This window comes from Kosakonia radicincitans DSM 16656, assembly GCF_000280495.2.
GTDB classification, from domain to species: domain Bacteria; phylum Pseudomonadota; class Gammaproteobacteria; order Enterobacterales; family Enterobacteriaceae; genus Kosakonia; species Kosakonia radicincitans.
The window spans coordinates 1,895,967-1,922,186 of the sequence record NZ_CP018016.1; the positions used below are offsets into that span (position 1 = coordinate 1,895,967).

Here is a 26,220-nt window from a genome sequence, read left to right on the forward strand (position 1 = left end):
AGGTTTTATGACCGCAAAAAAAGCATCAACACCGCTCTCACGCCGCACTTTTCTCGCTGCCAGCTCTGCACTGGCAGCGCTTCCGTTACTGCATTCGCCAGCCGCGCGTGCGCTGGGGGGCAAGGGTTCCGTCAATATCAGTGATTATGATCACAACGACTGGCCCGCTGCGTTAAATAAAGCCTTTAACGAGGGGCAAACGGTAGAAATTCCCGCCGGCCTGGTGTGTGAAAATATCAATACCGGGATCTTTATCCCGCCGGGTAAAACGCTTTTGATACGCGGTACGCTAAAGAGCAGTGGGCGCGGACGATTTGTGTTGCAGGATGGTAGCCGCGTTATCGGCGAGAAAGGCGGAAGCTTGTATAACATTACGCTGGATGTGCGCGGTTCCAACTGTGTCATCCAGGGCGTCAGCATGAGTGGCTACGGCCCGATCATGCAGATTTATATTGGTGGCAAAAATACCGGCACGATGCGTAACTTACTGATAGATAACATCACTGTCAGCAAGGCTAACTACGGTATCCTGCGCCAGGGTTACCATAATCAACTGGATGGCGCGCGCATCACGAATAGCCGTTTCAGCGATTTGCAGGGCGATGCCATCGAATGGAACGTGGCAATTAACGATCGCAATATCCTGATTTCCGACCATGTCATCAAAAATATCGATTGCACCAACGGCCAGATTAACTGGGGAATCGGTATCGGGCTGGCGGGCAGTACCTACGACAATAATTACCCGGAAGATCAGGCGGTTAAAAATTTCGTCGTGGCCAATATTACCGGCAGTAATTGCCGCCAACTGGTACACGTCGAGAACGGCAAACATTTCATTATCCGCAACGTTAAAGCCGAAAATATCACTCCCGATTTCAGCAAAAAGGCGGGCCTGGATAATGCCACGATCGCTATTTACGGCTGCGATAATTTTGTTATTGATAATGTCAGTATGGTCAATAGTGCCGGAATGTTGATTGGTTATGGCGTGATCAAGGGGAATTATTTATCCATTCCGCAGAACTTTAAACTGAACGATATTCAGCAGGATAACAGCGGTAGCAAATATAAACTGCGTGGTATCCAGATATCGTCCGGTAATGCCACGTCGTTTGTGGCGATCACTAATCTAAAAATGCAGCATGCGACACTCGAGTTGCATAACAAGCCGCAACATCTTTTCTTACGCAATATCAATGTAATGCAAGATGCAGCTAATGGCCCGGCGTTGAAACTCAATTTTGACATGCGCAAAGATGTGCGCGGACGCTTTATGGCCAGGCAGGACACGCTGTTGTCCCTGGCGAATATTCACGCAGTTAACGAAAACGGGCAAAGCTCGGTGGATATCGACAGGGTCGATCAGCATGTGGTGAATGTTGATAATTTGAACTTCCGACTACCGGCGAAGCGGTTATAACCCGTTATTACGGGCTTTTGCGATAAATCCTGGTGATTTAACCGGGGGGTTAGGATTACATCGTTGGCCTGATCTGGACAGTCATAACACAACATAAGACTTTTTACCGATCCTCATCGCTAACTTGCTGGCGAAACCAGGTTAAAGGTTTATACTTCGTCCAATTATTATAGGTGGATAGAAATAATGGTTAATTTGAAAGCAGTTATTCCGGTAGCAGGGCTGGGAATGCATATGCTTCCTGCCACGAAGGCCATTCCAAAAGAGATGCTGCCGATTGTCGACAAGCCGATGATTCAGTATATCGTCGATGAAGTTGTTGCTGCAGGGATCAAAGAAATCGTTCTGGTTACTCACTCGTCTAAAAACGCAGTGGAGAACCACTTCGACACCTCATATGAGCTGGAAGCGCTGCTGGAGCAGCGTGTTAAGCGCCAGCTGCTGGCGGAAGTACAGTCTATTTGTCCGCCGGGCGTAACGATCATGAACGTGCGTCAGGCGCAGCCGCTGGGTCTGGGTCACTCTATCCTCTGTGCGCATCCGATTATTGGCGACAACCCGTTCGTGGTGGTCCTGCCGGATATCGTTCTGGACAACGCCACTGCGGATCCGCTGCGCTACAACCTTGCCGCCATGGTGGCGCGTTTCACGGAAACGGGTCGCAGCCAGGTACTGGCAAAACGCATGAAAGGCGATCTCTCTGAATACTCCGTGATTCAGACTAAAGAGCCGCTGGATACTGAAGGCAAGATTAGCCGTATCGTTCAGTTCATCGAAAAACCGGATCAGCCGCAAACGCTGGATTCTGACCTGATGGCCGTAGGGCGCTATGTGCTTTCTGCGGATATCTGGCCTGAGCTGGAGAAAACCGAACCGGGCGCCTGGGGCCGTATCCAGTTGACCGATGCGATTGCCAAACTGGCGGAAAAACAGTCTGTTGATGCAATGCTGATGACCGGCGAGAGCTACGACTGCGGTAAGAAAATGGGCTATATGCAGGCTTTTGTGCAGTATGGCTTACGCAACCTGAAAGAAGGTCAGAAGTTCCGCGATAGTATTAAGAAATTACTTACACAATAAGCAATTAAAACGTTGCAGTTGCAACGCTAGTTTATAAGGCAGTAAAGAGTCGCTATGAGGTGTTTCATTCTCAGGTTATTCTTACTGCCTTTATTTATTTTACTATTAAATCAATAAGTAAAAGCGTGTTTTTGCGGGATTATTGTACGACCAGAACTAAGATTTTCCCTTGTTTCAGTGCCTGTTTCGGTAGAGAATAGCCGCTTAGCATTTTGTGCCTGATGGCAAAACAGAAATTACGTTAACGAAACATGTTAACGACAGAAATAGAAGATAGTTTCAATCAGTTAACAGGTAGCTGAAGAGCCTGGGGCGGTAGCGTGCCTGAAATTATTTGGCTTCTCTCTTTCGCCCGTTCATATAGTTCAAAATATTGCATAGCAAGTACGGATAATTCTCGTGAAAATATTGGTTACCGGTGGCGCAGGCTTTATTGGCTCTGCAGTGGTTCGTCATATCATTAATAACACGCAAGATTCTGTGGTTAATGTCGATAAATTGACCTATGCAGGAAATCTTCAATCACTTACAGACGTCTCGGATAGCGAGCGTTATTTTTTTGAGCATGCGGATATTTGCAATGCAGCAGAAATGGCGCGTATCCTGGATGAGCACAAGCCGGATGCGGTAATGCACCTGGCTGCGGAAAGCCATGTTGACCGTTCTATCACCGGGCCTGCGGCCTTCATTGAAACCAATATTGTAGGCACCTACGTATTGCTGGAAGCTGTTCGTGCGTATTGGTCCTCGCTGGCAGATGCGGCAAAAAAAGCATTCCGTTTTCATCATATCTCGACAGATGAAGTTTACGGTGATTTGCCACATCCTGATGAGCAGCCGCAAGGTCAGCCGTTACCGCTGTTTACTGAAAAAACGGCCTATGCGCCGAGCAGCCCTTACTCCGCGTCAAAAGCCTCCAGCGATCATCTGGTTCGCGCCTGGTTACGTACCTATGGTATGCCTACCATTGTCACCAACTGTTCCAATAACTACGGTCCTTACCACTTCCCGGAAAAATTGATCCCGCTGGTTATTCTCAATGCGCTTGAAGGCAAACCGTTGCCAATCTATGGCAAAGGCGATCAAATCCGCGACTGGTTGTACGTTGAAGATCACGCCCGTGCCCTCTATACCGTGGTTACTCAGGGTGTTGGCGGTGAAACTTACAACATTGGCGGCCATAACGAAAAACAGAACCTCGATGTTGTCTATACAATCTGTGATTTGCTTGATGAGATCGTGCCGAAAACCGGTTCTTACCGCGATCAAATCACCTATGTTACCGATCGTCCTGGCCACGACAGGCGGTACGCCATCGACGCTGAGAAAATCAGTCGCGAACTGGGCTGGAAACCGCAGGAAACCTTTGAGTCGGGCATCCGTAAGACAGTGCAGTGGTACCTCGATAATCAGAATTGGGTTGAGAACGTTAAAAGCGGCGCGTACAAAAGCTGGATCGAACAGAACTACGAGAAGCGTTAATCATGAATATTTTGTTATTCGGTAAAACGGGGCAGGTAGGTTGGGAGCTGCAACGTGCGCTGGCGCCCCTTGGCAAGGTGGTTGCTGTTGACGTTCACTCTGCTGAGTATTGTGGTGATTTCAGTAAACCGAACGAGGTGGCTGAAACCGTTCGCCGTATTCGCCCTGATGTGGTGGTGAATGCCGCTGCGCACACTGCCGTGGATAAAGCTGAATCAGAGCGTGAGTTTGCGCAACTGCTGAATGCAACCAGTGTCGAGGCCATTGCGCGTGAAGTTGGCGCGATTGGCGGCTGGCTGGTGCACTATTCGACGGATTATGTTTTTCCTGGCACCGGTGACAAACCCTGGTGTGAAACGGATGCTCCCGCGCCGCTGAATGTCTATGGTGAGACTAAGCTGGCAGGGGAAAAGGCCGTCCAGCAACATTGCCCTCATCATCTTATTTTCCGTACCAGTTGGGTCTACGCCAGCAAAGGAAATAACTTTGCCAAAACAATGCTTAAACTGGCGAAAGACCGCGAAGAGCTCTCCATTATCGATGATCAGTATGGTGCACCAACCGGTGCTGAATTACTGGCCGACTGTACGGCGCATGCGATTCGTACTGCAATGAGTAAACCGGAGGTCGCCGGGCTTTACCATCTGGTTGCTGCGGGAACCACAACCTGGTACGCCTTTGCGCAAATGGTGTTTGACGAGGCGAGGAAAGCGGGTTTAACACTGGCGCTTAATAAAGCTAACCCGATTGCTACAGAAGCTTATCCGACTCCAGCGAAGCGCCCTGGTAATTCGCGCCTCAACACAGAAAAATTCCAGCGTGAATTCGGTCTTGTTCTGCCTCCATGGGAGAACGGCGTAAAACGTATGCTTGCTGAGCTCTTTGCTGCAACGTCAAATTAACTTCTTGAAAATGCCTCTGGGCAGGTATTTTTTGCGCGGGAATACGAAATGAAAACACGTAAAGGAATCATACTGGCGGGCGGTTCGGGAACCCGCTTGTATCCGGTAACAATGGCAGTGAGCAAACAACTGTTGCCGATTTACGATAAGCCAATGATTTATTATCCCCTGTCCACACTGATGCTGGCCGGGATTCGCGATATTCTGATCATCAGCACGCCGCAGGATCTCCCCCGTTTTGAACAGTTGCTTGGTGATGGAAGCCAGTGGGGATTAACCCTGCATTATAAAGTTCAGCCAAGCCCGGACGGGTTGGCGCAGGCATTTATCCTCGGTGAAGAATTTATTGGTAACGATCCTTGCGCACTGGTGCTGGGCGACAATATTTTCTATGGCCATGATTTGCCGAAACTGATGGATACAGCGGTCAACCAGGAAAGCGGCGCGACTGTTTTTGCCTATCATGTTACCGATCCTGAACGCTACGGTGTCGTCGAGTTTGATAGCGAAGGTACTGCTGTCAGCCTGGAAGAGAAGCCGCTGGAACCGAAAAGTAATTATGCGGTGACCGGTCTCTATTTTTACGATAATGATGTGGTTGCGCTGGCGAAAAGTCTGAAGCCTTCGGCTCGCGGTGAATTAGAGATTACCGATATCAATCGCCTTTACATGGAGCAGGGCCGTTTGTCCGTAGCGATGATGGGGCGTGGTTATGCGTGGCTGGATACCGGTACCCACCAGAGTTTGATTGAAGCCAGTAATTTTATTCAGACCATTGAAGCACGGCAGGGGCTTAAAGTTTCTTGTCCTGAAGAGATTGCTTACCGCAAGAATTTCATTGATGCAGAGCAGGTTAAAAAATTGGCTGAGCCGCTGAAAAAAAATGCTTACGGTCAATATCTGCTAAGAATGGTTAAAGGTCACTAAAAATGAAAATCGTTGAGACTGCGATCCCTGATGTATTAATTTTTGAGCCAAAGGTTTTTGGCGATGATCGCGGCTTTTTCTTTGAAAGCTTCAGCCAGCGTCAGTTTGAAGAGGCGGTTGGGCGTAAAGTACAATTCGTGCAGGACAATCACTCCAAATCCAAAAAAGGGGTTTTACGTGGTCTGCATTATCAGTTAGATCCCCATGCTCAGGGAAAACTGGTGCGTGCTGTAGCAGGGGAAGTTTTTGATGTTGCGGTAGATGTTCGCAAAAGCTCACCGACATTTGGGCAGTGGGTCGGCGTACATTTATCCGCGGAAAATAAGCGTCAGTTGTGGATCCCTGAAGGTTTTGCACATGGATTTGTCGTGTTAAGCGATAGCGCTGAATTTGTTTATAAAGCCACCAATTATTACTGCCCGCAGTCGGAAAGTAGTATCATCTGGAACGATCCGGAATTGAATATCGCGTGGCCGCTAGCCGTAGAGCCTGAGCTCTCCGGCAAAGATGCGGTGGCGCCTTCATTTACCTCAGCGAAATTTTTCGAGTAACTGTCCGTGTCACATGTAATTAAAATATTCCCTGCTGATATTGCCTTTGAAGGCGACAGCGGGAAAACGCTGCTTGATTCTGCCCTTGATTCAGGTATCCACCTTGAACACAGCTGTAAAAACGGCAGTTGTGGTATTTGCGAAGCCGGACTGATGGCCGGGGAAGTGATCGATGCCGAGGGCCAGGTTATTACTGCAGGAAATAATATCCTGACATGTAGTTGCCGTCCCCAGGGTGATATATCGCTACAGGCAACGTATTATCCTGAGCTTGCCGGGCAGGTTAAAAAAATCACCCCATGTAAAGTGGTTAGCGCTGAAAATGTTTCTGCGGACGTAATCAAGTTGCTGCTGCGTTTCCCGCCGACGGCGCAGATTAACTACTTACCGGGTCAGTATATTAATTTGCAGTATCAAGGTGTAACGCGCAGTTACTCAATTGCTAATGCCAATGAAAAAGAAGGCATTGAATTGCATATTCGCAATGTGCCTGATGGACAAATGAGCCAGTTAATTTTCGGCGGGCTTGCGGCAAATACATTGATGCGAATTGAAGGACCGTGCGGAACATTCTTCATCCGTAACAATGAGCGCCCGGTAATATTTATCGCCGGAGGGACGGGGTTCGCTCCGGTAAAAGCGATGGTTGAATCGCTGATTGCCGAAAATACGCAACGGAAGATCTATATCTATTGGGGAATGCAGCATTCAACGCATTTCTATTCGTCTTTACCTCAGCAATGGGCTGATGCGAATCCTGATATCCATTTTATTCCTGTGGTCTCAGGTGAAGAAAGCAACTGGCAAGGACGTAAGGGTTTTGTTCACAATGCGGTCGTGGAAGACTTCGAAAACTTAGCGGATTTCGATGTTTATGCTTGTGGTTCACCTGTGATGATCGACGCGAGCCGAAAAGATCTGATGACATTGGGATTACCGGCTAAACACTTTTATGCGGACGCGTTTACCGTATCAAAATAAGACAGAGGATAAAGAGATGAAAGCCGTTATTTTAGCCGGTGGGTTGGGTACACGTTTAAGTGAAGAGACCGTATTAAAACCAAAACCCATGGTTGAAATCGGTGGTAAACCGATTTTATGGCATATCATGAAAATGTATTCCGCTCACGGTATCCGTGATTTTGTTATTTGCTGCGGGTACAAGGGATATGTCATTAAAGAGTATTTCGCCAACTATTTTCTGCATATGTCTGATGTGACTTTTCATATGGCTGAAAATCGTATGGAAGTTCATCAGAAGCGTGTAGAACCCTGGAACGTTACACTCGTTGATACGGGCGAAGCCTCAATGACTGGCGGACGCCTGAAACGCGTACGTGAGTATGTGAAAGATGACGAGGCTTTTCTGTTTACTTACGGTGATGGCGTATCTGATTTGGATATTAGCGCGACGATCGATTTCCATCGTAAACATGGCAAAAAAGCCACGCTGACCGCTACTTTTCCGCCAGGCCGTTTTGGTGCGCTGGATATTCAGAATCGCCAGGTTCGCTCGTTCAAAGAAAAACCGAAAGGCGATGGTGCGATGATCAATGGTGGGTTCTTTGTCCTGCACCCGTCAGTTATCGATCTGATCGAAAACGATGCGACGACGTGGGAACAGGAACCGCTGATGCGTTTGGCTGAACAGGGCGAGTTAATGGCGTTTGAGCATCCTGGTTTCTGGCAGCCGATGGATACCCTTCGTGATAAAACTTATCTGGAAGGCCTTTGGGAAAAAGGGAATGCTCCCTGGAAAACGTGGGAGTAAAAGATGATTGACGCATCATTCTGGAAAGGTAAACGAGTCTTTATCACCGGTCATACAGGTTTTAAAGGCTCATGGTTGACGCTCTGGCTGCAATCGATGGGTGCGGTGCTGAAGGGGTATTCGCTGAATCCTCCTACCGAGCCTTCTTTATATGAAAGCGCGGCTGTCGACGATCTGATTGATTCCACGATTGGCGATATTCGTAACTTCGATCAGTTACATGCGGCAATCAGCGCGTTCAGGCCTGAAATCGTCTTTCATATGGCCGCGCAGCCGCTGGTCAGACTCTCCTACGATGAGCCTATCGAGACCTATTCGACCAATGTAATGGGCACAGTCCATTTACTGGAAGCGGTTAAACGCGTGGGTGGCGTAAAGGCGATCGTCAACATTACCAGTGACAAATGCTACGAAAACCGCGAATGGGTCTGGGGATATCGTGAGCATGAGGCAATGGGGGGTTACGATCCTTACTCAAACAGTAAAGGATGCGCTGAGCTAGTAGCCTCTGCCTACAGAAACTCATTTTTTAATGAAAAAGACTATGCAAAACACGGAGTAGCTCTCGCTTCCGTGCGTGCAGGTAACGTGATTGGCGGTGGTGACTGGGCGAAAGATCGTTTGATTCCGGATATCCTGCGTTCCTTTGAGAACAACCAAACTGTTATTATCCGCAACCCACACGCTATTCGCCCGTGGCAGCATGTGCTTGAACCTCTCTCTGGTTACATCGCTATCGCTCAGCGATTGTATGAGGAAGGCCCTGCTTTCGCTGAGGGCTGGAACTTTGGACCACGCGAAGATGATGCAATGCCCGTGCAGTTTATCGTCGAAACCATGGTGAAAATTTGGGGAGACGATGCAGCGTGGCTGTTAGACGGTAATGAGCATCCACACGAAGCTCACTATTTGAAACTCGATTGCTCCAAAGCGCGTATGCGTCTGGGGTGGCAGCCGCGCTGGAATTTAGTTGAAACGCTGGAGCGTATTGTGAAATGGCATAAAGCATGGATTGCTGGTGAAGATATGCTTGCTCGTTCACGGAATGAAATCAGCGAATACATGAACACCTCTTTGAAATAATTGACTAACAGGAAAAAAGCAATGAGCGCAAATAACCTGCGTGAGCAAATCTCTCAACTAGTTGCCCAATATGCTGACGAAGCGTTAAGTCCAAAGCCGTTTGTTGCTGGCAGCAGTGTCGTACCGCCTTCTGGCAAAGTGATTGGCGCAAAAGAGCTTCAATTGATGGTAGAAGCATCGCTGGATGGCTGGTTAACTACGGGCCGTTTTAACGATGCTTTTGAAAAAAAACTGGGTGAGTTTATTGGTGTCCCGCATGTTCTGACCACCACTTCAGGCTCTTCAGCAAACCTGCTGGCATTAACTGCATTGACGTCGCCAAAACTGGGTGACCGCGCCCTCAAACCGGGTGATGAAGTGATTACAGTTGCTGCGGGGTTCCCGACTACCGTTAACCCGACGATCCAGAATGGTTTAATTCCGGTATTTATCGATGTTGATATTCCGACTTATAACGTCGATTCGAAACTGATTGAAGCTGCAGTATCAGATAAAACCAAAGCTATTATGATTGCCCATACGCTGGGTAATGCCTTCGATCTGACGGAAGTTCGCCGTATTGCCGATAAATATAATCTGTGGCTGATTGAAGACTGCTGCGATGCTCTTGGTACGACTTATGACGGCAAAATGGTCGGTACTTTTGGTGATATCGGCACCGTAAGTTTCTATCCTGCTCACCATATTACGATGGGTGAGGGTGGCGCGGTGTTCACCAAATCTGCTGAACTGAAAAAGCTGATTGAGTCTTTCCGTGACTGGGGCCGTGATTGCTACTGTGCACCGGGCTGTGATAACACCTGCGGCAAGCGTTTCGGTCATCAGTTGGGTTCGCTGCCGTTCGGCTACGATCACAAATATACCTATTCTCATCTGGGTTATAACCTCAAAATTACCGATATGCAGGCAGCGTGTGGCCTGGCGCAGTTGGAGCGTATTGATGAATTCGTTCGTCTGCGTAAAGAGAACTTTGCATATCTCAAGCAAGGTCTTCAGTCTTGTGCTGAGTTCCTGGAATTACCGGAAGCTACTGAAAAATCGGATCCATCATGGTTTGGTTTCCCGATTACACTCAAAGAAACCAGCGGCGTTACGCGCGTTGACCTGGTGAAATTCCTTGATGACGCAAAAATCGGTACCCGCTTATTGTTTGCCGGTAACCTTACCCGCCAGCCATATTTTGCAAATGTGAAATATCGTGTTGTTGGTGAGTTAACCAATACTGACCGCATTATGAATCAGACTTTCTGGATCGGTATTTATCCAGGCCTGACAAAAGAACATTTGGATTATGTCGTTTCCAAATTTGAAGAGTTCTTTGGTCTGAATTTCTAATCGTTAAGTTACGGGCGTTTTATGCAAAATAGAAAGATCATATTAACCGGTGCCAGTGGTTTCATTGGTGCAAAACTTTTAGAGCGTTTACTGGCCATTGGTTATGAGGTTTTTGCAATAAAACGCCCGAATAGCGACAGAACAACATGTGGCAAGGTCACATGGCTAACATATGATGAATTAAAAATGAGATCAGCAGAGTTAGATACTGTTGATGCAATTATTCATCTTGCCACTGAATATGGTCGAAATGTTCAGGATGGGCTATCTCCTGTGCTGGCTTGTAATGTTTTACTTCCTCTTCAGTTAATGGAGTTAGCCGCAGTTGTCGGTATTAAAAAATTTATTTCAACAGATTCATTTTTTGGTAAGTATGAAAAAACATATAACTATATGAAGTCGTATATTATTTCTAAGCGACAATTAAATGAATTGGCTGAAATATTCTGTGCGGAAAATGAACTTTCTTTTTTCAATATGCGACTTGAGCATGTCTATGGTGAAGGGGATGGTGAAAATAAATTCATTCCTTTCATTATAAGGTCACTGCAACAGAATGATCATGCAATTAAGTGTACAACTGGGTTGCAGAAAAGAGATTTTGTTTATATTGATGATGTCGTTGATGCCTATATTGCTGTAATTAAATGTGAAGCAAAAAGAAAATATACTGAATTTGAGGTTGGGACTGGGGTGTCAAGCCCGTTAAAAGAAATTATCGAAGAAATAAAAAGACAGCTACCCAGTAATACCAGTATTGACTACGGTGCGATCCCGCTTCGACATGATGAAATAATGGATTCGAAGGCTAATATAAGCGCGTTGATGGATATTGGTTGGACAGCAACATACGATTTGAGACGTGGCGTCGAAAAGATGCTGGGCAGTATTAAGCGATGATAAAAAAAATTCTTCAAAAAATTGGTATTGATGACGCAATTTTCTATGTGTTACTTGGTAAGGTTTCATCAATTCTTTCCGGTTTAGCAATAATATTGCTTATACCTTATTTCATGAGTGAACAAGTCCAGGGCTATTACTATACTTTTAGTTCTGTGGTTGCTTTGCAAATTATATTTGAGTTGGGGTTGTCAACTGTCATTACTCAATTTGCCAGCCATGAAATGGTAGGTTTGAAGTATGATATAGGTAGTCATTCTCTTTCCGGTGAAGAAAAGAACAGACAGCGGTATTTATCCCTGGTCAGATTATCAATAAAGTGGTACTGCGCAGTTTCTTTACTCATTGTTTGTCTTATTGGACCACTAGGGCTCAAATTTTTCTTGTCAGAAGCTAATCAAGGCGTTGACTGGATATCGGCATGGGCCGTCCTTGTTATAGCCACTGCTTTAAACCTTCTTTTTATATCTATTACCTCTATTGCTGAAGGAAGTGGTCTGGTTGCACATGTCAATAAGATGCGTGCAATTCAGTCCCTCATTACTGCTACTTTTGCTGTTGTGTTTATTGTTTCAGGCATTGGATTATACGCGACAGCAGCATCCGCTCTTTCAGGCTGTATTGTGTTTTTTGCATTCAGCAGGAAATATTTCAAAAACATCATTAAAGATGCATTGTTATCTGGACGTGATAAAAATAATAATGTGCACAGGATCTCTTGGGTAAAAGAGATTTTGCCGATGCAATGGCGTATAGCGTTAAGTTGGATGGCTGGATACTTTATTTTTTTTACAATGACACCTATCTCGTTTAAATTTCTTGGAGCAGTCTATGCCGGAAAATTAGGGATGTCATTGACGCTGTGTAACATGATTATGGCAACCGGTCTGGCATGGATATCAACAAAATATGCGCGATGGGGCGGATATATTGCCGGTGGTAAAAGAAATGAATTAAATCACTCATATAAAACATCGCTCATCCAGTCAACATTATTCATTGGTATATGTTTAATCGGTGCTCTGATCTGTTTAATTATTTTCGGTCACTTAGGACTGAAATTTACACAACGCTTTTTTGAACCATCACAATTCTGTTTTCTTGCTTTAGCTATAATTGGCAATCATATCGTCGCATGTATGGCAACATATATTCGTGTGCATAAAACTGAAAAAATGACATGGGCCTCGGTAGTAATGGCTATATTAACGACGACAGGTATGTTGATCATAGCTTATTTTAAGTTGGAAAGTTTCTATATAATAAGTTATTGCATCCTCATCTGGGTATATTTTGTGCCACAGTCATTCTATATTTATATAAAGTTTAAAGAAAACTATGAAAAACAGTTCATTGCTGACAATAGCAATTCCAACTTATAATCGGGCCACCTATCTTGATAAGTTGCTATCAAGCCTTCTATTACAGGCAGGTGAGTTTTCAAATAGCATTGAGATTGTTATTTGTGATAATCACTCTACTGATAATACTGAAGAAATATGCAATAAATATTTAGCCATCAATAACGATATTCGGTATGTTAGAAATGACGAGAATATTGGCATGGATGGTAACTTTGAAAAATGCTTTAGCCTTGCTAATGGCCGATATTTTTGGATGATTGGTGATGACGATGTGTTACGACCAAACGCATTAAGCGTAGTCTTAACAATATTGGGAAAAGAAAATAGTTACGATCTGATTTATGTTAATTCAAGTGATGAGATAATCAGTGATAAACAAGATGTCATCAGTTTTGATGAATATAACAATGGCGCTGAGTTTATCAATCGCGTTGGTGTAATGTTTACTTTTATTTCAGGAATGATTTGCAATAAACATAATTACTCCAGACTTGCTGAACAAAGTCGTGTTTCCTTTGTTTCTGGTACCTATTTGTTGCATTTGTTCTGGCAGCTTCCTCTGGTAAAATCAGGGAAATGTTTTGGTTATATTAATAATAATTTAATCCAATCTACGTCTGATAATTCTGGCGGATACGGGCTCTTTACTGTTTTTGGCAAAAATCTGGCATCGATTGTCGATTTGTTTTATCCCCGAAAGCACTTAATTAGCCAGAGTTTGAGAAAGTCAGCAGCCAAGTTTTTGCTTAACTTCCTTCATAATGATAAAAAAACTAGCGCGTTTACAGTTTCAAATTACCTGGCAGATGCGGATGCAGCCTTCTATGATCTGACGATATATAAGGTTGTTTTGCGATTTTTGTACCGCAATCCGGGATTTTCATTCTGGGTTATTAACTTTAGAAAATCTTTAAAAAAGACTCTTCATTAAGTAGTAATATCATACTGACTTTCCGGTGTGGAAATTTATAAAGTGAGTAGATAGATCATGTTGCGAAGTATAATCGTTAGTTGTTTTCTTAAACAGCAAAGAGTCAGAAAAAAAATCAAAGCGTTAATTTTTACTCTGATCTATGGTCATTCATTTTCTTCTATAGGTAAAAATTTTAAGTTATATATTAAACCGTATGGCGTTCCCACGATCAAAAAAATTAATAATATCCGTGTGGGGGATAATTGTTGGGTGGAAACAGTATATCGTTATGGTAATAACGATTTTAGCCCCGTTTTGCTTATTGGTGAAAATGTTGCAATGAGTGATTTTGTGCATATTTCTTGCGCATATAAAATTAAAATAGGCAAAGGCGTGCTGATTGGCAGTAAGGTTTATATTGGTGATCATAGTCACGGTGAATATAAAGGGAAAAGCTATCAGAATGACGCGCCAGCAAACCGACCCCTTGGTGATTTCGGTGAGATTATAATAAGTGATAATTGCTGGATCGGTGATAATGCAGTAATTCTGGGGGGGAGCGAGATTGGCGAGGGCTGTATTATTGCGGCAAACTCTGTTGTGAGAAACCTCAAAGTAACACAGCCATCTCTAATTGGTGGTATTCCTGCAAAAATTATCAAAACCTTATGAAGGATAATATGTTTATTAGTATATGTATTCCCTCTTATAATCGCGCTGAATTTTTAGAACCGTTATTAGATAGCATCTATAATCAGAGTTATGTCAAAGACCACGATGATTTTGAGGTGATTATATGTGAGGATGTGTCGCCACAACGTGAGGAAATTAATGCAATCGCAGTTGCATATCGCGATAAGCATAACCTGACAAACCTCAAAGTTGTATTGAATGAAGAAAATCTAGGGTATGATCGCAACTTAAGACATTGCTTTGAAGTGACTACCGGCAAGTATTGTCTGATCATGGGCAACGATGATCTCCTCAACGTTAATGCCCTGGAAAAAATTGTTACGACGTTAAAAGCTAACCCTGATGTTGTTCTTGCAACTCGCGCTTATGGCTGGTTTAAGGAAGATCCTAATGAGTTATGCGATGTTGTTAAGCATCTGGGGCACGACCAATTATTTGAACCAGGATTAGATGCAATTAAATTCTTCTTCCGTAGAGTAGGTGTAATTTCTGGTTTTGTGGTTGATGCTGCCAAAGCCAGATCTGTCGCTTGTGATAAATTTGATGGCCGTTTGTACTATCAGATGTATTTGGCTGGCATGTTGTTGACGCAGGGAAAAGGTTATTATTTTAGCGATATTATGACACTTTCCCGTGATACCGAAGCACCAGATTTTGGTAACGCAGGGACCGAAAAGGGAGTATTTGTACCTGGCGGTTACAAACCGGAAGGGCGAATTCATATGGTCGAGGGGCTTTTATTGATTGCCAGACATATTGAAGAAGTCAGCAAAATTTCGGGCGTATACAATGCTATCAAACATGACATTGCGAATTATTTTTATCCCTATATCCGCGACCAATTGTCACTTCCTTTCTCATCTTATTTGAAGATGATTAATAAATTCCGAAGTATTGGCTTCAATAATGAGCCTCTTTTTTATGCTCATTCTCTGCTGGGATATGTTTTGAAACGTGATGGATATGATGCCATGATCAAATTCATTAGGAAGCGAAACGGCGGAACGCCAAGGCTTGGCATTTGATTTTATGATGGGAATAGACAACTTTTGGTAGATTATGTACACAAATCTCATATCGTTACTGCTTGCAGTTAACCTGATATCGCCATACCTGAGTTCCTGGTTTAATAATATTTTACCTTTCCCTCCAGGGGCTATGTTAAGGGATATTATTAGCTTTGTGTTGATAGCAATAATATTGAGTCGCGTTTTTTTGGTAAGGGAAAAACTGGATATGTTCAAGGTTTTTCTCTTATTTACCTGGCTTTCACTTGCTGCGCTGGTCTTAGTTTTAATTGTTTATTCACCAGACAAAATACAAGCAATAATGGGGGCTCGAAGCTATATTCTATTCCCTTCAATATTTATCTGTGTAGCGATGCTGACGCGAAGAGAGAAAAGTGATGTCAATGTCTATAAACTTAGCCGGTTTAGTGTATATACGCTGACAATCTGTGCTCTGATAGCCATCATCGATGTATTCATGCATGGTGAATTCATTAAGCTGTTAGGATATGACTCTCACTATGCGGGAGAACAATTCAGACTCATAGATAGTTACGATGATACAATCCGAGCGACCGGAGGATTTAGTGATGCCTTAAATTTTGGCTATACGCTGGCAATAGGTATTTTTCTGTGTATGGAGTGTTACGCCCAAAGAATCATGCGCAAGCGAATGCTGATTTTGAGCATCATAATGTCAGTTGCCGTGTGCATGACGTTAACGAGGGGGGCAATACTTATTGTATTTTTGATCTATTTCGCCTATTTCGTAACAAATCGCACATTGATAAAAACGGCTTTTATGCTGTGTATCTTAATGATTCCGGTTATTGCCCTCCAAACTGATTATCTGGATAAATATACTGATCTCCTTGTCGGCAGGTTTACGGATTCATCTGCTACGTCGAAAGGATCTACTCAGGGGCGTTTTGATATGGCAGCAAAATCGATGGCATATCTGGCAGATAATCCGATGGGGGTTGGTCTGGGTACTCAAGGATCAGGTAATTTGATCGCGCAGGATGATAAGCGTATTAATACGGACAATTATTTTTTTTGGATGGCCTTAGAGACGGGTATCCTGGGATTGATACTAAACCTGATATATATTAGCACTCAATTTATTTATGGATTCTCCCGGCAATTGGTTAGTGAAAAAATCCATCCGCTGCGTCCTTATATGGTTATGGCAATGGCGTATTTTATTGCTTCAGCACTGAGTTCGGCGCCATCTTCATCCACGTTCTCGCTGTTCTTTTGGTGTGTTCTGGCTTTATTGCCTGGGTTAAAATTACATAAAGGATATTATGAAAAAAATCATAATGGATAGTAGTTGGCTGGGTAAAGGGGGGATTGGCCGTTTTACCTTTGAGTTGACACACTATTTAAAAAAAATAGATAGCCGGGAGTTCTATAAAAATTGTGCATCGCCATTAGCAACAATTGTTACGGCATTTAAATCATTATCAGTAAATAAAAAAGATGTGATTTTCTTTCCCGGATATATTCCACCCTTGTTTTGTGCCTGTAACTATATTTTTACCATTCATGATTTAAATCATATTGACATTGATGATAATGCATCGCGAACAAAAGATTTTTTTTATGAATATGTCATAAAACATGGCTGTCGTCGCGCTGAATACATATTTACCGTTTCTGATTTCTCCCGCAATCGTATCGCTGAATGGTCTGGTGTTGCTAAAGATAAAATAATTAATGTTGGGAACGGGGTTTCCAAAAATTTTAACGCCAGTGTCACTCCCTATAAACCGGGTTATGAATATTTGTTGTGCGTTAGTAACCGTAAAACACATAAAAATGAAAAAAGAATTATTCATTCGTTTGCCCGGTCTGATATCGATCCGACAATTAAATTAGTTCTAACCGGTAAACCCACTAACGAACTTTTAGCACTTATTGACGAAGTCGGATGTAAGGAACGGGTTATTTTTACAGGTTTTATATTGGAAGATGACTTGCCTGGTTTATACCGCGGTTCACTTGCGCTTATTTTCCCATCGCTGTATGAGGGGTTTGGCTTGCCAGTGATTGAGGCGATGGCTTGCGGTGTGCCTGTTGTAACATCAACTGTTACCTCTTTACCTGAAGTTGCAGGTGATGCAGCACTGTTAGTGGATCCTGAATCCGTCGAACAAATTACGGCTGCAATAAATGAAATCGTGAATAACACAGAAACTCGAGCCATGATGATTGATAAAGGTTTTGCGCAGGCTAAATTGTTCAGTTGGGAAGAAGTGGCCAGAAAAATTTCTAAAGTCTTTGAAGAGATATAAGATGAATATTACGGAAACGAAGATTTCACTTGTTCATGAGTGGCTACTTTCATACGCTGGTTCAGAACAAGTTTCTGCCGCGATTCTTAACGTTTATCCAGATGCTGAGCTATTCTCTGTGGTTGATTTTTTAACCGATGAACAGCGCTCTTTTTTCCATGGGAAAATAGCAACAACCACATTTATTCAAAAGCTGCCGAAAGCTAAAAGGCTTTATCAAAAATACTTGCCATTGATGCCCTTGGCTATTGAGCAACTCGATGTTTCCGCTGCTGATATCGTTATTTCAAGTGCGCATGCGGTAGCGAAAGGCGTGATTACAGGTCCGGATCAGTTACATATAAGTTATGTCCATTCACCGATACGCTATGCCTGGGATTTACAGCATCAATATCTACGTGAATCAGGATTGAATAATGGGCTGAAGGGGTGGCTGGCAAAATGGGTTTTGCACAAAATGCGTATCTGGGATTGCCGTACTGCAAATGGTGTCGATCATTTTGTGGCAAACTCTCAGTACATTGCCCGCAGAATTAAAAAGGTGTATGGGCGAGACGCAGATGTCATATATCCACCTGTCGCGGTTGAAAAATTTAAAGTCGGAACTGAAAAGTCAGATTTTTACTTAACTGCTTCACGGATGGTGCCGTATAAGCGTATTGGCCTGATTGTTGAAGCTTTCAATGCAATGCCTGATAAAAAGCTTATTGTTATTGGTGATGGTCCTGAGTTTGAAAAAATTAAAAAAAGTGCAGCTTCGAATGTGACAATTATGGGATATCAACCCTTCGACGTTCTTAAGCAACATATGGAAAAAGCCAAAGCCTTCGTTTTCGCAGCAGAAGAAGATTTCGGCATCATTCCGGTAGAAGCGCAGGCATGTGGAACTCCTGTTATTGCTTTCGGTAAAGGTGGTGCGCTGGAGACGGTGATTCCCATGGGTTGCAACGAGCCAACAGGCGTATTTTTTTCGCAACAAACTTCGAAATCTATTATTGATGCCATTCAAGTCTTCGAAAATAACATAGGCCTGTTCACCCCTGAATCGTGCCGAAAGAACGCTGAACGATTTTCGCAAGAAAGATTCGAGCGTGAATTTAATATTTATGTCGACTCAAAATGGACCGAGTTTTGCAATTCTCGACAGATAATTCGTTAATATTGGTAATGATATGAACAAGATAATGCCTGTGATCATGGCTGGTGGCAGTGGTAGTCGTTTATGGCCGCTTTCACGAGAAATGTATCCAAAACAATTCCTGGAAGTTGAGGGCAACATGACCATGTTGCAGCATACTGTGCAACGGCTGAAAGAATTAAAGACTTATTCGCCGGTTGTCATATGCAATAATGAACACAGGTTTTTGGTCGCAGAGCAGTTACGCACTATTGATAAACTTGCAGACAATATTATTCTGGAACCAGTAGGTCGGAATACCGCACCTGCGATAGCATTAGCTGCATTCACTATTTTAAAAAATATTGATAAAGATGTTGAGCCGATAATGCTTGTGCTTGCCGCTGATCATATTATCCAGAATGAGGGCGCTTTTGTCTCTTCAGTGATGCACGCGGTCCCTCACGCTGAGCAAGATAAATTAGTGACATTTGGTATTGTTCCTTCTCATCCTGAAACGGGCTATGGCTATATTCGCCGTGGTCAGGCTCAGGGTAATGATGCTTTTGTTGTGGCCGAGTTTGTGGAAAAACCTGACTATGATGTCGCTTGCAACTATATTTCCAGCGGTGAGTATTACTGGAATAGCGGCATGTTTATGTTTAAAGCAAAAAGCTATCTTGATGAGTTAAAACGATATAGACCAGATATTTATGCATGCTGTGAAGCTGCCGTGAAGCATACCGATCGCGACCTGGATTTTGTTCGTATCGATGAGCAAGCCTTTTCGCAATGCCCTGCTGAATCGATTGACTATGCTGTCATGGAGCATACTGAACACGCTATCGTCGTTCCAATGGATGCAGGTTGGTCAGATGTCGGTTCGTGGTCATCACTCTGGGATATCTCGCAAAAAGATGAGGATGGAAACGTTCAACGCGGTGATGTCGTTCAGTTTGATTGTCGTGACACCTATGTGCATGCCGAAGATGCTTTAGTCGCTACCCTCGGTTTACAAAATACTGTGGTAGTACAGACCTGCGATGCCATCTTGATTGCTGATAAAAACCACGTACAGAACGTCAAAAAAGTCGTAGAGCATTTGAAATCGGCGCGTCGTACGGAGCATCGCGATCATCGTGAAATCTTTCGTCCATGGGGAAGCGTCCGTACTCTTGTACAGGGACAGGAATATTTGGTCCGCAAAGTCGTAGTTCGTCCTGAGAAACAGCTGACCGCGCAGATCCACCATCACAGGGCTGAGCACTGGACTGTCGTTTCCGGACGGGCAAAAGTCATCCTTAACGATCGCGAATATTATGTTGAAGAAAATCAGTCAACATTTATTCCAGCAGGTGTAACCCATGTACTGGCAAATCCTGGCTTAATTCCCCTGGAAATAATAGAAATTCAGTCAGGAAAGAATTTAAGCGAAGACGATATTATTCGTGTTGGAAATTTTGTTTCAGAGAAGAAATAGAATGTCAGATTATTTAAGCAATGTCGTAATTAAAAATTCAAATATCAATTTTGGTACCAGTGGTGCCAGAGGTTTGGTAACAGATTTCTGTCCAGAAGTTTGTGGTGCTTTTACTGCTAATTTTCTGAAGGTTAGTGCTGCTAATTACTCTTTCAACACTGTTGCCATCGGAATTGACAATCGCCCCAGTAGCTATGATATGGCAAGGGCGTGTGCAGCGGTTATTGCATTTATGGGATTTAAGCCGTTGTATTGTGGGGTCATACCCACACCAGGCTTGGCTTACTATGCCCTTGAAGAGAAAATTCCGGCAATAATGATCACGGGGAGTCACATTCCTTTCGATCGGAATGGTTTAAAATTCTATCATCCAAACGGCGAAATCACTAAAGCTGACGAAGTGGCGATACTGGCGGAAGAGATACCATTCAGCATGCCCGTAATGCTTCCGGCATTGAATGTTTGCCCGGTCGCCAGCGAAAAATATGTCGAACGCTATACTTCCTTTTTCCCAAAAAATGCATTAACCGGTTTGCGAATTGGCATCTATGAGCACTCAAGTGCTGGCAGAGATATTTATCCCCAGATTTTCTCTACACTTGGAGCCGATGTTGTCAGTTTAGGACGCAGTGATTCGTTTGTTCCTATCGATACAGAAGCGGTTTCGGCGGAAGATCGGCAGCGCGCAAAGGAATGGTTGCGTGAGTTTGATCTTGACGCTGTCTTTTCAACGGATGGAGATGGGGATCGTCCTTTGCTAAGTGACGAAAACGGACAATGGCTGCGAGGCGATATCCTTGGGCTGCTATGTTCTGCTCACCTTGGTGTCACTGCTGCAGCTGTACCAGTAAGCTGTAATAGCATTATCGCGGCAAGTGGATTAATTCCTGAGGTAGTTCTAACGAAAATTGGTTCGCCGTATGTTATTGCTGCGTTGGAATCGTTGCTTAATAAATTCGAAAATGTCGCTGGTTTCGAAGCGAATGGCGGTTATATGCTGGCCAGTAATATTCATAAGTATGGGCGTACGCTCAAAGCACTACCTACGCGTGATGCCTTACTACCAGCGGTGACGCTGCTGGTTTCCAGCCAGCAGAAAAAAATCAGTGCACAAGTACAAGCACTGCCTGCACGTTACACTTCTTCAGACCGGCTTCAGGAGTTTGCTGCAAGCCGCAGCACAGCTCTGCTGGCAAAAGTAGTTGCAGATGCGAATTCCGTTATTAAAGATTTCGGGTTCCATAACATGAGCGTGGCAGGAATGGATATGACGGACGGTGTGAGATTGCGACTGGATAATCTTGATATTATTCATCTGCGTCCGTCCGGCAACGCACCAGAGCTTCGCTGCTATGCTGAGTCCACAACTTCAGATAAAGCTGATGAATTGGTCAGAATGACACTTACTGCAATTAAGGAAAAGTTCTGATGATGAATATATACCAATTTTTCATTCAAAGAGCATGGTGAGAAAACATGGAGCTTAAGGATGTGCGGAATAATTACAAGCCTTTCTTGTGCCAGTTTTTTCTTGCGCTGTCAGACTTTATATTTTTCAATCTTTCATTAGTTTTTTCTCTCGCTCTGGTTTATTTTCTTTTTGATGACCTACAGCGCTTTATTCCAAAGGAGCAATTTCAGTTCCGTATTGTTTCGCACTTTATTTTATCGTTAACCTGCGTTGCCTGGTTTTTGATCAGGCTCCGACATTACTCTTACCGGAAGCCTTTCTGGTATGAATTAAAAGAAATATTGCGCACTATCGTGATATTCGCCATTTTTGATCTGGCATTAATCGCGTTTACGAAATGGCAATTCTCTCGTTTTGTTTGGGTTTTTTGCTGGAGTCTGGCGCTTTTTCTTGTCCCGTTTTTCCGCTTTTCTACAAAATTTCTGCTCAATAAATTTGGCATCTGGAGAAAGAAAACCATCATTTTGGGCAGCGGCAAAAATGCCCGTGAAGCCTATTACGCTCTGCAGAGTGAGGAAATGTTGGGCTTTGAGGTGTGCGCTTTTTTTGACGAGGAAAGCTCCGAAACTCATCTTTTGGATTGCCCAATAATAAAAGATGCGAATGATATCTGGCAGAGCGCCGATATTAAGCATATTCATTTTATTATTGCTTTTGATGTGGATGAAATCGACAAAACACTGGGTTGGTTAAGGGAACTATCCAAACACCAATGTCGCTCTGTTACTGTTATTCCTTCACTGAGAGGGCTACCGCTTTACAATACGGATATGTCTTTTATTTTCAGCCACGAAGTGATGTTGCTGCGTATCAATAATAACCTTGCAAAACGTACATCGCGTTTCCTGAAACGTACTTTTGACATTGTCTGTACATTGATCATCCTTATTGTCGCATCGCCGCTCCTTTTATATCTGTGGTACAAAGTTACGCGTGATGGGGGGCCTGCAATCTATGGGCACCAGCGTGTTGGGCGTCACGGTAAGTTATTCCCATGCTATAAATTCCGCTCTATGGTAATGAATTCACAAGAAGTCTTACAGAATTTGCTGGATTCGGACCCGCAAGCGCGTGAGGAATGGGAAAAAGATTTTAAACTTAAAAACGATCCGCGAATCACCCGTGTTGGTCATTTTATCCGTAAAACCAGCCTTGATGAGCTACCACAGCTCTTTAATGTCCTGAAAGGAGAAATGAGCCTGGTCGGACCGCGGCCGATTGTAACTGAGGAATTAGAACGTTACGAACTGGACGTTGACTACTATCTGATGGCAAAACCTGGAATGACCGGTTTATGGCAAGTCAGCGGTCGTAACGACGTTGATTACGAAACACGTGTTTATTTTGATTCATGGTATGTAAAAAACTGGTCCTTGTGGAATGATATCGCCATTCTTTTTAAGACAGTAAAGGTCGTTCTTCGTCGGGATGGTGCTTATTAGCGCTTTCAGACCATCCAAATGTTTGTGGTGGCATCTATTGCTACCAGCTCGATGAGTTCCTGAGTTAACATTGTTTTTACTTATCCCGGTCGAAGACAGACCGGCCGGGTGCTCTAACCTGACAGGAGTATGTAATGTCCAAGCAACAAATCGGCGTTGTGGGTATGGCAGTGATGGGGCGCAACCTTGCGCTCAACATTGAGAGCCGTGGCTACACCGTTTCCGTGTTCAACCGCTCCCGCGAAAAAACCGAAGAAGTGATTGCCGAAAACCCGGGCAAAAAGCTGGTTCCTTACTACACCGTGCAAGAATTTGTCGAATCCCTGGAAACCCCGCGCCGCATCCTGCTGATGGTGAAAGCCGGCGAGGGTACTGACAAGGCGATTGAATCCCTGAAACCGTACCTGGATAAAGGCGACATCATCATTGATGGCGGTAACACCTTCTTCCAGGACACCATCCGTCGTAACCGCGAACTTTCTGCCGAAGGTTTTAACTTCATCGGTACCGGTGTTTCCGGCGGTGAAGAGGGCGCGTTGAAAGGCCCGTCAATCATGCCTGGCGGTCAGAAAGAAGCGTATGAACTGGTTGCGCCGATCCTGACGAAAATCGCTGCTGTGGCTGAAGATGGCGAGCCGTGCGTTACTTACATCGGTCCGGATGGTGCGGGTCACTACGTGAAAATGGTGCACAACGGCATCGAATACGGTGACATGCAGTTGATCGCGGAAGCTTACGCGCTGCTGAAAGGTGGTCTGAACCTCTCTAACGAAGAGCTGGCGAAAACCTTCAGCGAGTGGAATGCCGGCGAGCTGAGCAGCTACCTGATCGACATCACCAAAGATATCTTCACCAAGAAAGATGAAGAGGGTAAATACCTGGTCGATGTGATCCTGGATGAAGCGGCAAACAAAGGTACCGGTAAATGGACCAGCCAGAGCTCCCTGGATCTCGGCGAGCCGCTGTCGCTGATCACCGAATCCGTTTTCGCGCGCTACATCTCCTCGCTGAAAGAGCAACGTGTTGCGGCGTCTAAAGTGCTTTCCGGCCCGCAAGCCAAACCGGCTGGCGATAAAGCGGAATTTATCGAGAAAGTGCGCCGCGCGCTCTATCTGGGTAAAATCGTCTCTTACGCTCAGGGCTTCTCGCAGCTGCGTGCCGCTTCTGACGAGCACAACTGGGATCTGAACTACGGTGAAATCGCGAAGATTTTCCGCGCGGGCTGCATCATTCGTGCGCAGTTCCTGCAGAAAATCACTGACGCTTACGCAGAAACACCGGCAATCGCCAACCTGTTGCTGGCACCGTATTTCAAGAAAATTGCTGATGATTACCAGCAGGCGCTGCGTGATGTCGTGGCTTACGCTGTGCAGAACGGTATTCCGGTACCTACTTTCTCTGCCGCAGTGGCCTATTACGACAGCTACCGTTCTGCCGTGCTGCCAGCGAACCTGATCCAGGCCCAGCGCGACTACTTTGGTGCGCATACCTATAAACGTACTGACAAAGATGGCGTCTTCCACACCGAGTGGCTGGATTAATCTGAAATCATTCGTTTGATGAATGTAAGCCCGGTTAGTGTAACCGGGTTTTTTTTCGGCCGTAGTGCGGCTTTTCAGGGCACTCGTCTTTAATTTGTTGACATTTCGACATTAAACTTCGCATCAACGCCGCTGTTACAGGTTGGTTGTCGCCTTGACAGCCCCTCAACAGAAGAGGTAAAAACCCCAACAGTTATTGATATTAAGTGGGTGGCGACAGGCTCGTCATCTCCGGTTTCATACACTCACAAAAGTTGCTTATCGAATGAAAATAACAATCTCCGGAACAGGTTACGTTGGGCTATCAAACGGGATTCTGATCGCGCAGAACCATGAGGTCGTCGCGCTGGATATCGTGCAATCCAAAGTTGATATGCTTAACCAGAAGATTTCTCCCATCGTTGATAAGGAAATCCAGGAGTATTTGCAGAATAAGCCACTGAATTTCCGTGCCACCACGGACAAGCAGGAAGCCTATCGCGGCGCCGACTTTGTGATTATCGCCACCCCAACGGATTACGACCCGAAAACCAACTACTTCAATACCAGCAGCGTGGAATCGGTGATCCGCGATGTGCTGGAAATTAACCCGCAGGCGGTGATGATTATCAAATCCACCATTCCGGTGGGCTTTACCCAGTCGATCCGCGAAAAATTCGGCGTGGATAACATCATTTTCTCACCAGAATTCCTGCGTGAAGGGAAAGCGCTGTACGATAACCTGCATCCGTCACGTATCGTCATCGGCGAGCGTTCTGAACGTGCTGAGCGTTTTGCCGCGCTGTTGCAGGAAGGGGCGATTAAAAAAGATATTCGCGTGCTGTTTACCGACTCTACGGAAGCCGAAGCGATCAAACTGTTCGCCAACACCTATCTGGCGATGCGTGTTGCTTACTTCAACGAGCTGGACAGCTACGCGGAAAGCCTGGGGCTGAACAGCCGCCAGATTATTGAAGGCGTTTGTCTCGATCCGCGCATCGGCAACCACTACAACAACCCGTCATTTGGTTACGGCGGCTACTGTCTGCCGAAAGACACCAAACAGCTGCTGGCAAATTACCAGTCAGTGCCGAACAACATTATTTCGGCCATCGTTGATGCTAACCGCACGCGTAAAGACTTTATCGCCGATTCCATTCTTTCGCGTAAACCGAAAGTGGTCGGCGTTTACCGCCTGATCATGAAGAGCGGTTCCGATAACTTCCGCGCGTCGTCCATTCAGGGCATCATGAAACGCATTAAAGCGAAGGGCGTGCAGGTTATCATTTATGAACCGGTGATGCAGGAGGATGAATTCTTCCATTCCCGCGTAGTGCGCGACCTGGAGGCGTTTAAGCAGGAAGCTGACGTGATTATCTCCAACCGTATGGCGGAAGAACTGTCTGATGTTGCGGATAAAGTCTATACCCGTGATTTATTCGGTAACGACTAAAGACGAAAA

At 44.7% G+C, this 26,220-nt stretch carries 23 protein-coding genes; all 23 read left to right on the forward strand.

Annotated features, from left to right (window positions below; all coding sequences use genetic code 11):
- Window positions 1-7: 7 nt before the first annotated feature.
- The 23 genes from wcaM (at window position 8) to ugd (ending at window position 26,211) form a co-directional block, all read left to right on the forward strand.
- Complete coding sequence (wcaM, locus tag Y71_RS09230) at window positions 8-1,423, forward strand: colanic acid biosynthesis protein WcaM (RefSeq protein ID WP_007371271.1); 1,416 nt, start codon at window positions 8-10, stop codon at window positions 1,421-1,423.
- Window positions 1,424-1,609: 186 nt separating this feature from the next.
- The gene (galF, locus tag Y71_RS09235) at window positions 1,610-2,503 is read left to right on the forward strand and encodes a GalU regulator GalF (RefSeq protein WP_007371272.1); all 894 of its coding nucleotides are present in this window, start codon (window positions 1,610-1,612) and stop codon (window positions 2,501-2,503) included.
- Window positions 2,504-2,902: 399 nt separating this feature from the next.
- Window positions 2,903-3,985: a dTDP-glucose 4,6-dehydratase gene (gene rfbB, locus Y71_RS09240; protein ID WP_007371273.1), complete on the forward strand. Its 1,083-nt coding sequence runs from the start codon at window positions 2,903-2,905 to the stop codon at window positions 3,983-3,985.
- 2 nt (window positions 3,986-3,987) lie between these two features.
- Entirely contained in the window at window positions 3,988-4,887 is a 900-nt protein-coding gene (rfbD, locus tag Y71_RS09245; protein WP_007371274.1) for a dTDP-4-dehydrorhamnose reductase, read from the forward strand.
- A gap of 48 nt (window positions 4,888-4,935) precedes the next feature.
- Window positions 4,936-5,814: a glucose-1-phosphate thymidylyltransferase RfbA gene (gene rfbA, locus Y71_RS09250; protein WP_007371275.1), complete on the forward strand. Its 879-nt coding sequence runs from the start codon at window positions 4,936-4,938 to the stop codon at window positions 5,812-5,814.
- Between the two features lie 2 nt (window positions 5,815-5,816).
- On the forward strand, window positions 5,817-6,365 hold the full coding sequence (gene rfbC / locus Y71_RS09255) for a dTDP-4-dehydrorhamnose 3,5-epimerase (protein ID WP_007371276.1): 549 nt from the start codon (window positions 5,817-5,819) through the stop codon (window positions 6,363-6,365).
- A gap of 6 nt (window positions 6,366-6,371) precedes the next feature.
- The gene (locus tag Y71_RS09260) at window positions 6,372-7,346 is read left to right on the forward strand and encodes an FAD-binding oxidoreductase (RefSeq protein ID WP_007371277.1); all 975 of its coding nucleotides are present in this window, start codon (window positions 6,372-6,374) and stop codon (window positions 7,344-7,346) included.
- Between the two features lie 16 nt (window positions 7,347-7,362).
- Window positions 7,363-8,136, forward strand: a complete 774-nt coding sequence (gene rfbF / locus Y71_RS09265) for a glucose-1-phosphate cytidylyltransferase (protein WP_007371278.1) — start codon at window positions 7,363-7,365, stop codon at window positions 8,134-8,136.
- 3 nt (window positions 8,137-8,139) lie between these two features.
- A complete protein-coding gene (gene rfbG, locus Y71_RS09270; protein WP_007371279.1) occupies window positions 8,140-9,219 on the forward strand; it encodes a CDP-glucose 4,6-dehydratase in 1,080 nt (359 codons plus the stop codon).
- A gap of 21 nt (window positions 9,220-9,240) precedes the next feature.
- A complete protein-coding gene (rfbH, locus tag Y71_RS09275; RefSeq protein ID WP_007371280.1) occupies window positions 9,241-10,554 on the forward strand; it encodes a lipopolysaccharide biosynthesis protein RfbH in 1,314 nt (437 codons plus the stop codon).
- Window positions 10,555-10,575: 21 nt separating this feature from the next.
- Window positions 10,576-11,454 carry an NAD-dependent epimerase/dehydratase family protein gene (locus Y71_RS09280; protein ID WP_007371281.1) on the forward strand — a complete coding sequence of 293 codons (879 nt, stop codon included), beginning with the start codon at window positions 10,576-10,578 and terminating at the stop codon, window positions 11,452-11,454.
- Window positions 11,451-12,836 (forward strand): MATE family efflux transporter, encoded by a 1,386-nt coding sequence (locus Y71_RS09285; protein WP_007371282.1) that lies wholly within the window; start codon window positions 11,451-11,453, stop codon window positions 12,834-12,836. Before Y71_RS09280 ends, Y71_RS09285 begins: the two co-directional genes overlap by 4 nt.
- Window positions 12,793-13,749 (forward strand): glycosyltransferase family 2 protein, encoded by a 957-nt coding sequence (locus tag Y71_RS09290; protein WP_007371283.1) that lies wholly within the window; start codon window positions 12,793-12,795, stop codon window positions 13,747-13,749. Before Y71_RS09285 ends, Y71_RS09290 begins: the two co-directional genes overlap by 44 nt.
- 57 nt (window positions 13,750-13,806) lie before the next feature.
- Complete coding sequence (locus Y71_RS09295) at window positions 13,807-14,403, forward strand: acyltransferase (RefSeq protein ID WP_007371284.1); 597 nt, start codon at window positions 13,807-13,809, stop codon at window positions 14,401-14,403.
- An 8-nt stretch (window positions 14,404-14,411) separates the two neighbouring features.
- A complete protein-coding gene (locus Y71_RS09300; RefSeq protein ID WP_007371285.1) occupies window positions 14,412-15,449 on the forward strand; it encodes a glycosyltransferase family 2 protein in 1,038 nt (345 codons plus the stop codon).
- A 133-nt stretch (window positions 15,450-15,582) separates the two neighbouring features.
- On the forward strand, window positions 15,583-16,761 hold the full coding sequence (locus tag Y71_RS09305; RefSeq protein ID WP_236946455.1) for an O-antigen ligase family protein: 1,179 nt from the start codon (window positions 15,583-15,585) through the stop codon (window positions 16,759-16,761).
- Complete coding sequence (locus tag Y71_RS09310) at window positions 16,739-17,728, forward strand: glycosyltransferase family 4 protein (protein WP_007371288.1); 990 nt, start codon at window positions 16,739-16,741, stop codon at window positions 17,726-17,728. Before Y71_RS09305 ends, Y71_RS09310 begins: the two co-directional genes overlap by 23 nt.
- A 1-nt stretch (window position 17,729) precedes the next feature.
- Window positions 17,730-18,887, forward strand: coding sequence for a glycosyltransferase family 4 protein (locus Y71_RS09315; RefSeq protein WP_007371289.1), 1,158 nt, complete (start codon window positions 17,730-17,732; stop codon window positions 18,885-18,887).
- A gap of 13 nt (window positions 18,888-18,900) precedes the next feature.
- A complete protein-coding gene (locus tag Y71_RS09320; protein WP_035888717.1) occupies window positions 18,901-20,325 on the forward strand; it encodes a mannose-1-phosphate guanylyltransferase/mannose-6-phosphate isomerase in 1,425 nt (474 codons plus the stop codon).
- A 1-nt stretch (window position 20,326) separates the two neighbouring features.
- Window positions 20,327-21,754, forward strand: a complete 1,428-nt coding sequence (locus Y71_RS09325; RefSeq protein WP_007371291.1) for a phosphomannomutase — start codon at window positions 20,327-20,329, stop codon at window positions 21,752-21,754.
- A gap of 47 nt (window positions 21,755-21,801) precedes the next feature.
- Window positions 21,802-23,238 (forward strand): undecaprenyl-phosphate galactose phosphotransferase, encoded by a 1,437-nt coding sequence (locus Y71_RS09330; RefSeq protein ID WP_035888715.1) that lies wholly within the window; start codon window positions 21,802-21,804, stop codon window positions 23,236-23,238.
- 134 nt (window positions 23,239-23,372) lie between these two features.
- On the forward strand, window positions 23,373-24,779 hold the full coding sequence (gnd, locus tag Y71_RS09335) for an NADP-dependent phosphogluconate dehydrogenase (protein WP_007371293.1): 1,407 nt from the start codon (window positions 23,373-23,375) through the stop codon (window positions 24,777-24,779).
- Between the two features lie 265 nt (window positions 24,780-25,044).
- Window positions 25,045-26,211: a UDP-glucose 6-dehydrogenase gene (ugd, locus tag Y71_RS09340; protein WP_007371295.1), complete on the forward strand. Its 1,167-nt coding sequence runs from the start codon at window positions 25,045-25,047 to the stop codon at window positions 26,209-26,211.
- Window positions 26,212-26,220 lie beyond the last annotated feature (9 nt).

Excerpts from the sequence above, each read along its gene's own strand:
- Y71_RS09305 (WP_236946455.1), top strand. The coding sequence starts at position 15,583 with ATGTTAAGGGATATTATTAGCTTTGTGTTGATAGCAATAATATTGAGT.
- Y71_RS09315 (WP_007371289.1), top strand. The coding sequence starts at position 17,730 with ATGAATATTACGGAAACGAAGATTTCACTTGTTCATGAGTGGCTACTT.
- Y71_RS09300 (WP_007371285.1), top strand. The coding sequence starts at position 14,412 with ATGTTTATTAGTATATGTATTCCCTCTTATAATCGCGCTGAATTTTTA.
- Y71_RS09295 (WP_007371284.1), top strand. The coding sequence starts at position 13,807 with ATGTTGCGAAGTATAATCGTTAGTTGTTTTCTTAAACAGCAAAGAGTC.
- Y71_RS09330 (WP_035888715.1), top strand. The coding sequence starts at position 21,802 with ATGGAGCTTAAGGATGTGCGGAATAATTACAAGCCTTTCTTGTGCCAG.
- rfbC (WP_007371276.1), top strand. The coding sequence starts at position 5,817 with ATGAAAATCGTTGAGACTGCGATCCCTGATGTATTAATTTTTGAGCCA.
- Y71_RS09285 (WP_007371282.1), top strand. The coding sequence starts at position 11,451 with ATGATAAAAAAAATTCTTCAAAAAATTGGTATTGATGACGCAATTTTC.
- rfbF (WP_007371278.1), top strand. The coding sequence starts at position 7,363 with ATGAAAGCCGTTATTTTAGCCGGTGGGTTGGGTACACGTTTAAGTGAA.
- rfbA (WP_007371275.1), top strand. The coding sequence starts at position 4,936 with ATGAAAACACGTAAAGGAATCATACTGGCGGGCGGTTCGGGAACCCGC.
- rfbG (WP_007371279.1), top strand. The coding sequence starts at position 8,140 with ATGATTGACGCATCATTCTGGAAAGGTAAACGAGTCTTTATCACCGGT.
- gnd (WP_007371293.1), top strand. The coding sequence starts at position 23,373 with ATGTCCAAGCAACAAATCGGCGTTGTGGGTATGGCAGTGATGGGGCGC.
- Y71_RS09310 (WP_007371288.1), top strand. The coding sequence starts at position 16,739 with ATGAAAAAAATCATAATGGATAGTAGTTGGCTGGGTAAAGGGGGGATT.
- rfbD (WP_007371274.1), top strand. The coding sequence starts at position 3,988 with ATGAATATTTTGTTATTCGGTAAAACGGGGCAGGTAGGTTGGGAGCTG.
- Y71_RS09290 (WP_007371283.1), top strand. The coding sequence starts at position 12,793 with ATGAAAAACAGTTCATTGCTGACAATAGCAATTCCAACTTATAATCGG.
- ugd (WP_007371295.1), top strand. The coding sequence starts at position 25,045 with ATGAAAATAACAATCTCCGGAACAGGTTACGTTGGGCTATCAAACGGG.
- Y71_RS09325 (WP_007371291.1), top strand. The coding sequence starts at position 20,327 with ATGTCAGATTATTTAAGCAATGTCGTAATTAAAAATTCAAATATCAAT.
- Y71_RS09280 (WP_007371281.1), top strand. The coding sequence starts at position 10,576 with ATGCAAAATAGAAAGATCATATTAACCGGTGCCAGTGGTTTCATTGGT.
- wcaM (WP_007371271.1), top strand. The coding sequence starts at position 8 with ATGACCGCAAAAAAAGCATCAACACCGCTCTCACGCCGCACTTTTCTC.
- rfbH (WP_007371280.1), top strand. The coding sequence starts at position 9,241 with ATGAGCGCAAATAACCTGCGTGAGCAAATCTCTCAACTAGTTGCCCAA.
- Y71_RS09320 (WP_035888717.1), top strand. The coding sequence starts at position 18,901 with ATGAACAAGATAATGCCTGTGATCATGGCTGGTGGCAGTGGTAGTCGT.
- galF (WP_007371272.1), top strand. The coding sequence starts at position 1,610 with ATGGTTAATTTGAAAGCAGTTATTCCGGTAGCAGGGCTGGGAATGCAT.